Raw genomic sequence first — 8,341 nt, forward strand, 5'->3', positions numbered from 1 at the left:
AGCATAAACACTTCCGCGCCGCCTACGCCGGCATCCAGATCTACCAAGGCGGTCGCTACCCCGCCGACACCCACGGCCACGCCTTCATCGGCAACATCCACGACAACGCCATCCACGAAGAAGTCCTCACTCCCGTCGGCGCCACCTTCAAATGCGAGCCCCGCCGCGACTTCCTCCGCGCCAACAACGGCTGGTTCCGCCCCGTCAGCACCCAGACTGGCCCCGACGGCTTCCTCTGGATCATGGACTGGTGCGACAAATACCCCTGCTACCAAAACGCCAAAGCCAACCCCGAAGGCGTCGACCGCGAACGCGGCCGCATCTGGCGCGTCGTCCTCCAGGACGACACATCCAAAACCACCCGCGACCGCACCGATCTCGACCTCAAAAAACTCGCCACCCCCGATCTCGTCAAAACCCTGGAGCATCCCAACAACTGGATGCGCCGCATGGGGAGACGGATGCTGGTGGAAAGAAACCGCTCCGACAGCGCCGGCCCACTGCTTCAAAAACTACTGACCCAACTGCCCTCACCATCCACCTGCAACGACGCTTCGCTTCTGCTCAAATCCTACGGAATGTTGACAGCCCCCCTTGTGAACCGTCTGGCAACCTCCCCAGATTCACAACATCGAATCATCGCAGCAAGACATTCAAGCAGCGAGGATATGACCACTCAATTGGCGTTGGCGAAAGACCCCGACCCTCTGGTGAGGCTGACGTTGCTGGCAAAATTGCGTTTGGAAAGCACCCGCTTTTTAACCAAACCCGGTGTCGCCAACTTCAAAACGCCAAGCTCCATTTTCACCCAATGGCAGGAGACAGTGAAAACCTCGAAGGATGCAGATCCGGTGCTCGCATTCATGATCTGGCAGGTCTTCGAACCCGCGCTGGTCGCGTTTGAACAGCATGCTCTCGACCAACTTCTCGAGGTTGCCGCCACCACCCAGCCCCTCTCGCGCATCCTCTCCCACAAAGCCATGCGCCGCCTCTGCGACACCCGCAAGCCCGAGAACCTCGATCTCGCCGTCTCGTTCTGCGAGAAGATCGAACTCCACGACATCCTCCTCGCCCACACCCTCGATGGCCTCGTCAAAGGCCAGGAAGGCGGCGTCATCAAGCCCACCAAAGACGTCTCAGCCACTCTCACCCAATGGCGCTCGCACTCAAACGCCGATGTCCGCAAGCACGGACAAACTCTCGCCGTTCTCTGGGGCGATGAAGCCGCCGTGAAGGAAATGATCGTGGCATTGCACGACGCCAAGAAGCCCGAAAAGGAACGCATCGCCATTCTGCAATCCTTGCGCAAAGTCCGCACCGACACCGTGAAGGAAGGCCTCAAGCCCCTCCTCACCCCGCAAACCTCCACCGCCCTCGCCGTCGCCACCATCCGCGCCGCCGCAGATCTCGGCGGCGATGACTTCATCGCCTCGCTGCTGACCGTAGCGCAAGCCTCCGGCTTGCAGTCCGATCCTCAAGCCCGCGGCCTCCTCTACAACGCCGCCATCGAAGCCCTCAGCGGCCGCACCACCTGGACGCAGGCCATGCTCAATGCCATCGCCGAAGGCAAAGTCAGCCCCACCGGCTTCCCCGTTCCCGTCCGCCGCGCCCTCGCCACCAGCAAAGACAAAGCCATTCGCGATCTCGCCTTCAAAGTCCTCGGCGCCTGGAAAGATTCCTCCGATGACGTGAAGTCCCTCATCGCCCAGAAGAAACAAGCCTGCCTCACCGGCGAACCCGATCTCGCCAACGGCAAACTTATCTTCACCGCCACCTGCATGGTCTGCCACGAGTTCCACGGCGGCGGCCAAAAAGTGGGCCCAGATCTCATCGGCAGCGGCCGCAGCAATCTCGACGCCATCCTCGCCAACGTGATTGATCCCAACCAGATCATCGGCAACGGCTACGAAAACTTCACCGTCAGCACCAAAGACGGCCGCACCCTCGCCGGACGCGTCGTCGAAGACACCCCCAGTCACGTCAAACTCCTCGGTGCCGGCGGAGCCGCGCAGATCGTCCCGCGCGATCAAGTCGCCACCCTCACCAACACCAAGCAGAGCCTCATGCCCATGGGCTTCGGCAATCTCCCCGACACTGCCTTCCGGGATCTGATCTGGTACGTCCTCGCCCCTCCGGAAGAAGGCCCGCTGACCAAGGAGAAAAAAGACCTCCTCATCAAAGGCGTCGAAGACACCACCTCCACCAAACCCAAAGGCCCCAGTTCACGCGCCATCGACTGGGAAAGCGTCAGCCTCTGGAACCCCGAATGGAAAGTCAGCGCCCCCGACTTCGAACGCACCCCTGTCAAACTCGGTGAGTACTACGGCCAGAAAAACGTGCTCCTCGTGCACCCCTTCCCCGACAAAAAAACGCCCGCCAGCTTCGAGCGCAAACTCAAGGTCGAACCCGGCAAGACCAAGCTCACCGCCACCGTCGCCTCCGATGATCGCGGCGACTGGACCGCCAAAGTCGTGATCAACGGCCAGGTCGTCAAAGAACTCACCGTGGACCACGAGAAACCCCGCTGGAAAACCTTGGAGATCGATCTCTCCAAATTCGCCGGCCAGGAAGTCACCCTCCGCCTCGAAGCCCACGCCAACGGCTGGAGTATGGAATTCGCCTACTGGGGTGGCATCACTCTGGAGTGATCCACCGCAGGGATTTTCTCCTGTCGCAAGCGCCCGAAATCATGCAGGATGCCCCCATGCGTTGCGTCCCCGCACTCCTTTCCCTTCTGGCCGTCAGCGTGAGTCTTCACGCGGCCCCTCCGTCCCCAGCCCCGCCCGCGGCTGCGCCAGCGCCCGCTCCGGCCCCCAAACCTGAGACCAAGCCCGCTGAGGCGAAACCCGCCCCCACGGCAGAGCCGAAGACATATCCAAAAACACCCGCTTCCCCACCCGTGAAGCCGCCGCCCGAGGACGCCTATGCGCAGATGGAGATGCTCACGCGCGCCATGGAAATGGTGCGGCAAAACTATGTGGATGACTCCAAGATCACCTACGCCGAGCTCGTCGAGGGCGCTCTCGAAGGCATGCTGCACAAGCTCGACCCCCATTGCGAGTACATGGGCAAGTCTCTCTTCGAAGACATGCAGCGTGAGCAGAGCGACACCTCCGAAGGCATCGGCATCACCATCGCCCTGCGCCAGAACATCCTCACCATCATCACCGTCCGCGAAGACGGCCCAGCCTCGGCAGCAGGTGTCCTTTCAGGCGATCAACTCGTGCGCATCAACGAGGTGCTGACTGACTCCGTGGGCATCGCCGAGGCCATGCAGCTTCTCAAAGGCAAGGCCGGCGATGAAGTGAGCCTCACCGTCCGCCGCCCCGGCACCAAGCAGTTCTTGGAATTCAAAGTGAAGCACGAAACACTCGCCGAGACTTCCCTGCACGATCCCATGCTGCTCTCGCCAAAGATGGCAGGCGCTTATAAAATCGGCTACGCACGCATCTCACAATACAACCAGCCCACGGCGCGCGAGCTGAGCAAGGCGCTCGATGAACTCGAAAAGCAGGGCATGAAGGCCTTCGTTCTCGATCTGCGCAACAACCCCGGCGGCTTGGTGGACAGTGCCGTGGCAGTGTGCGGTGAGTTCCTGCCCGAAGGCACCGTGGTGGTCACCACCGAGGGCCGCGTCGCCTCGCAAAACCCGCCACCCTTCCGTACCCCTTCACGCAGTGGCAAGGAGCCGCGCAAGTACCCCATCGCCGTCCTCATCAATCAGGGCAGCGCGAGCGCCTCCGAAATCACCGCAGGCGCCCTGCAGGATTTGAAGCGCGCCATCATCGTGGGCACCACGAGCTTTGGCAAAGGCAGCGTGCAGACCATTCTCCCCATGAAAAATGGAGCGGCCATGCGCCTCACCACCGCCAAATACTACACCCCCAGCCACCGCACCATCCACGAAGCTGGCGTCGAACCCAACATCGTCTCCGCCCTCACTTCCGAAGAGGAACTCCGCATCGCCAAATGGCGCGCCTCCCACGGCACCGGCGAAGCCGCAGCCCTGGAACTCGCCAACCTCGGCGACAAGCAGCTCGAACGCGCCGTGGACTCACTCAAAGGCGTCCTCGTCTTCGATGCCTTCGTCGCCCCCTCTCTCGCCCCCGCAGCGAAGCCGTTGGAAAGCCGCTAAGCCAAGGCGTCGGGGTCTCCTGACCCCGATTGTATCCGGCCAAACATCCCAAGCGCAGCGAGCACGAAGAGACGGGCATCTCCAGCCTACTCCAGCAATCCCCGCGCAATGATCGCATCCACCGGATTGTGATCATCCGTAAAAACATAAGTCGACTGCGGCACCGTGCCCGCAGGCACATGCGTGCGGATCAGCTGTTCCTGCCAGGAGCCCTGCTTCACATAGCGGTCCACAATCAGCGGCTTCAAATCTTCGCGTGCCGCCATCAGGATCACATTCTGCGTCTCATCACGGCGATAACCCACGGCAAAAACCTCCACATAAGGAAAAGCTTTCCTCACCGTGGCGATCATGCCAGACGTCAGCTCCGCCTTCGGGCCGGAAATGGAGGCGATCAGGTTCATGATGAAGACCCCCTTCGGTTCCAGATGATCCGCGATCTGCTGATAAAACTCCTGCGTCGCGAGGTGCGGCGGAATCTGCCGGATGCCGTTGTACGCGTCCCCAAAAATCAGGTCCCACTTCTTGCCACCATTCTGCAGCAGGTACCGGCGCGCATCACCCGCATGTGCCTTCACATGGGGATGTTCATCCAGCTTGAAAAACTTGCGTCCGACTTCGATCACCTGCGGGTCAATCTCCACCACATCGACGGCAGCCTCAGGAAATTCACGCGACACATTCTCTGGCATGCCAAAAGCCCCCGCTCCGATAAACAGCGCACTTCCCACCTTCGCCGGCTCGCGCAGCAGGGCCAGCTTCCAGTATTGCTGATACGGCAGAATCAGATCGCCGGTGTTCGCGTCCATGCCGCCTTCCATCGTCGAATCCAGCTGGAGGATCCGGCGCTTCACATTGCCCTCGCTGCGCTCACTGACTTCGATGTGATGATAAAACGACTCGTGCTCAAAGATCACACCCGGCTTGGGTTTCGGTGCCGTCATCCAGCTCATTCCAAAGGCAAACAGGCCGCTCAAAATCACCGGAGCCTGCTGCTTCAGCGTGTTTTTGGCCAGCACGAATGCCGCAATGGCCAGCAGCATCAGCAGCGCCGCCGTGCCGAAAAAGATGCTGCGCACCCCGAAGGTGGAGAGCAGGAAAAAGCCGGAGAGAAAGGTGCCCACAAAACTGCCGAGCGATCCCAGCATGCTGATCGTACCCGCCGCCGCACCCACGTGCGTGTCCTTCAGCGTCAGACTGTAAAAGCGCACCGCAGCCGGTGAGACCGCGCCAAGCAAAATCCCAGGAATCGCAAGCAGCAGCAGCGAAATCATCACAGGCCCGGCAATGAGCCCCTGCGCGCTCATGCCCACAGCAAAGACCGTGTGCAGCGCCGGGATGAAAAAGGTCAGCACCGCCGATCCCGCCAGCAGCCAGCCGAGAAGATCGAGCGCCATCTTGCGGTCCGCCAGATGCCCCCCGAGATACCCCCCCGCACTGAACGCGATCAAAATCACCCCGATCAAAGCGGTCCAGGTGTACACGCTGTTGCCAAAGAACGGCGCCAGCAGGCGGTAGGCGCAGATTTCGATGACCATCATCGCTGCTCCGGCCAGGAAGCAGGAAAGCCCCAGAAAAATGCGCGTACCACGTGTGGCGTCTGCATTTTCTGCCGAAGATGCGGGAGATTTGGAAGGTGTGTTGGACATGCGTTTTTCGCGGTCAGTCGTTGTAGAAGACAAGGCTCATGATCTTCCATCCGGTGGAGGTTTTGATGAGCGTGAAACAATCGGTGCCGAGCGTGATGTCGGCTCCCTTGGTGAGCTTCCACCGCACGCTGGCCTGGGCGGTGCGCTCGTCGCTGAGAATTTTCATGTCCGTGGGCACCTCGGTCATCGGCACCGTGGTGGTGGCATGGCTGAGCTTCTGGCCATGCAGAAAGTCCGTCAGCCCCTGGCTCTGCGGCACGCCCTGATGCACGAAGACGATCCGCGCCTGCTCGTGAAAGCACCCGCCATAGCCGTCCATGTCCTTGGCAGACCAAGTGGAAAAGTAATGCGTGAGGAACTCGCGCACATCAGCGGAATCACTCTTCGGCTCCGGCTGGCAGCCCATGAGCATGAGGGCCAGCAAAAAGAACGAGATATGCCGCATGACAAATACCATCGGCTTCAAACGCATGCTTGTTTCGTCATTCGTCATACGGATTTCGTCATTGGCGCACAGCGCCCGTTATTCCTCCGCAAAGGCCTCTTCTTTGACTCCGATCACACTCAGGATGCGGTTCAAATCTTCCACACCGTAGTAGTCGATCTCAATGCGGCCCTTCTTCTCGGCGTGATGAATGCTGACATTGGTCGTCAGATGCTGAATCAGCTTCTGCTCCACAGCCTCAATCGCACGGATCAGGTCCGTCTCCGTGGGCTTCGGCTGGGGCGGTGGCGGCGGATGCAGGATGGCATCGATCGCTTTTTCCGTGGCACGAACCGTCAGACTCTTCGCCACGATCTGCAGCGCCAGACGCTCCTGCGCATCATGCTGCTTCAGCATGAGCAGCACCTTGGCATGCCCGGTGGAAATCTTCGTCGCGATCAGCATGTCGCGGATGCTCTCCGGCAGCTCCAGCAGTCGCATCGTATTGGCCACCGTGGCGCGGTTCTTGCCCACGCGCTGCGCGATGTCCTCCTGCCGCATCTGGAAATCCTTTGCCAGGCGCGAGTAGGCCTGCGCCTCCTCGATCGGGTTTAACCCTTCGCGCTGCAGGTTTTCGATCAGCGCCATCTCCAGTACGTCCTTGTCGCTGGCTTCACGGACAATGACGGGAACTTCCTTGAGACCCAGCTCGCGGGAGGCACGGAATCGCCGCTCACCAGCGATCAGTTCCAGCTTGCCGTTCACCCGGCGCACGATCAGCGGCTGGATGATGCCGTGCTCGCGGATGGACTCCATCAGCTCCGTGAGCATCTCCGGCTGGAATTCTTTGCGCGGCTGCAGCGGGCTCGGGACGATCTGGTCCAGCGTCACGCGATTCACCACGTCTCCCGGGGCTGGCTGTGCGAGAGCAGGCAGACGCGACACTCCCGACACCGATGAGGATGCCGAAATGAGTGCGCCGAGTCCTTTGCCGAGAGCCGCTTTTGCCATATGGGTGGGCGAGACTAGGGAGCACCCGGGACGATGCAAATTGGAATCGCGGCGAATGTGCAGCCGCCTCATCCAAAGCTTTACCAATGTCAAATATCGTTCCATCTGATGGCTATGAAAAGCATGACAGGATTTGGCCGGGGCGAAGCACAGCGCCCAGGAGTGACGTGGAGCGTGGAATGCAGCTCCGTGAACCGCAAGCAGCTCGAAGTCGCGGTCAATCTCCCCCGTGAACTCTCCGAGCTGGAAAACGCCGTCCGCACCGAAGTCTCCGCAGCCGTCTCCCGTGGCCGGGTGAATGTCGCCGTTCGCCGCGAAACAGGCTCCGCAGGGGCCGAGGCCGTCCGAGTCGATCAGGATCTCGCAGCTCATTATTACCACGCCATGCACGCCCTGGCGTTGAAACTGGACGTCCCTCCAAACATCACCTTGACCGACATCACCCGCCTGCCCGGCGTGATCACCCAGGCCCAGGCAGAAATCGCCACCGAAGACGCTTGGCCCTCCGTGCAGGAGGCTCTGGCTGCCGCCCTGAAGCAACTGAACACCATGCGCAGCACCGAAGGTGCCAGCCTCCGCAGCGACATCGAAGCACGCCTGGCGCTGATCGAATCCCTGCTCGAATCCATTCGCGCCAAAGCCGCCACCGTCCCTGAGCACCAGCGCAAAGTCCTGCGCCAGCGCCTGGAAGACGCCGGCCTACCCCTCCCGCTGGATGACGAGCGCCTCGTCAAAGAAATCGCCCTCTTCGCGGATCGCACAGACATCTCCGAAGAGCTCACCCGCGCCGCCAGCCACGTGCAGCAGTTCCGCTCCTATCTCGCCAGCGACACCCCCGCCGGACGCAGCCTCGATTTCCTCCTGCAGGAGTTCTTCCGCGAGTTCAACACCATGGGCTCCAAGTGCAACAACGCCGAAATCGCCCACCACGTCGTCACCGCCAAAACCGAGCTGGAAAAAATCCGCGAGCAGGTCCAGAACGCCGAATAATCAGATCACGAAGCCCCCGGCTTCGGCAGCCCTTTCGGCACCGATTTCGGGGCCTCGGGCTTGGCCTTCCCATCCTCGGGCAGCCACGCCTCCGGCGCCCCGGCCTTGACCATCACATCACGCAGCATGACG

Annotated in this window: 6 protein-coding genes; 3 read left to right on the forward strand and 3 right to left on the reverse strand. The window is 61.1% G+C overall.

Annotation, left to right across the window (positions count from 1 at the left end):
* Both ACIREA_RS20675 and ACIREA_RS20680 read left to right on the forward strand, forming a co-directional pair.
* Positions 1-2,648, forward strand: a 2,648-nt coding sequence (locus tag ACIREA_RS20675; protein ID WP_397384243.1) for a c-type cytochrome, incomplete at its 5' end; no start/stop codon positions are given.
* Between the two features lie 251 nt (positions 2,649-2,899).
* Positions 2,900-4,135 (forward strand): S41 family peptidase, encoded by a 1,236-nt coding sequence (locus ACIREA_RS20680; RefSeq protein WP_397384245.1) that lies wholly within the window; start codon positions 2,900-2,902, stop codon positions 4,133-4,135.
* An 86-nt stretch (positions 4,136-4,221) separates the two neighbouring features.
* Here ACIREA_RS20680 and ACIREA_RS20685 read toward each other — a convergent pair whose 3' ends face one another.
* Genes ACIREA_RS20685 through ACIREA_RS20695 form a run of 3 tightly spaced genes read right to left on the reverse strand, consistent with a single transcriptional unit; the run spans position 4,222 to position 7,219 of the window.
* On the reverse strand, positions 4,222-5,784 hold the full coding sequence (locus ACIREA_RS20685) for a fused MFS/spermidine synthase (RefSeq protein ID WP_397384246.1): 1,563 nt from the start codon (positions 5,782-5,784) through the stop codon (positions 4,222-4,224).
* Between the two features lie 13 nt (positions 5,785-5,797).
* Positions 5,798-6,277, reverse strand: a complete 480-nt coding sequence (locus ACIREA_RS20690; protein WP_397384247.1) for a nuclear transport factor 2 family protein — start codon at positions 6,275-6,277, stop codon at positions 5,798-5,800.
* Positions 6,278-6,307: 30 nt separating this feature from the next.
* Positions 6,308-7,219 carry a ParB/RepB/Spo0J family partition protein gene (locus tag ACIREA_RS20695; protein ID WP_397384248.1) on the reverse strand — a complete coding sequence of 304 codons (912 nt, stop codon included), beginning with the start codon at positions 7,217-7,219 and terminating at the stop codon, positions 6,308-6,310.
* 114 nt (positions 7,220-7,333) lie between these two features.
* Here ACIREA_RS20695 and ACIREA_RS20700 point away from each other — a divergent pair, with 114 nt between their 5' ends.
* Complete coding sequence (locus ACIREA_RS20700; protein ID WP_397384249.1) at positions 7,334-8,209, forward strand: YicC/YloC family endoribonuclease; 876 nt, start codon at positions 7,334-7,336, stop codon at positions 8,207-8,209.
* Positions 8,210-8,341: the final 132 nt, after the last annotated feature.

This window comes from Prosthecobacter sp. (assembly GCF_044373815.1).
Taxonomy (GTDB): domain Bacteria; phylum Verrucomicrobiota; class Verrucomicrobiia; order Verrucomicrobiales; family Verrucomicrobiaceae; genus Prosthecobacter.

Coding starts and splice junctions, on each gene's coding strand:
- ACIREA_RS20685 (WP_397384246.1), bottom strand. CDS start 5,784: ATGTCCAACACACCTTCCAAATCTCCCGCATCTTCGGCAGAAAATGCA.
- ACIREA_RS20690 (WP_397384247.1), bottom strand. CDS start 6,277: ATGACGAATGACGAAACAAGCATGCGTTTGAAGCCGATGGTATTTGTC.
- ACIREA_RS20695 (WP_397384248.1), bottom strand. CDS start 7,219: ATGGCAAAAGCGGCTCTCGGCAAAGGACTCGGCGCACTCATTTCGGCA.
- ACIREA_RS20700 (WP_397384249.1), top strand. CDS start 7,334: ATGAAAAGCATGACAGGATTTGGCCGGGGCGAAGCACAGCGCCCAGGA.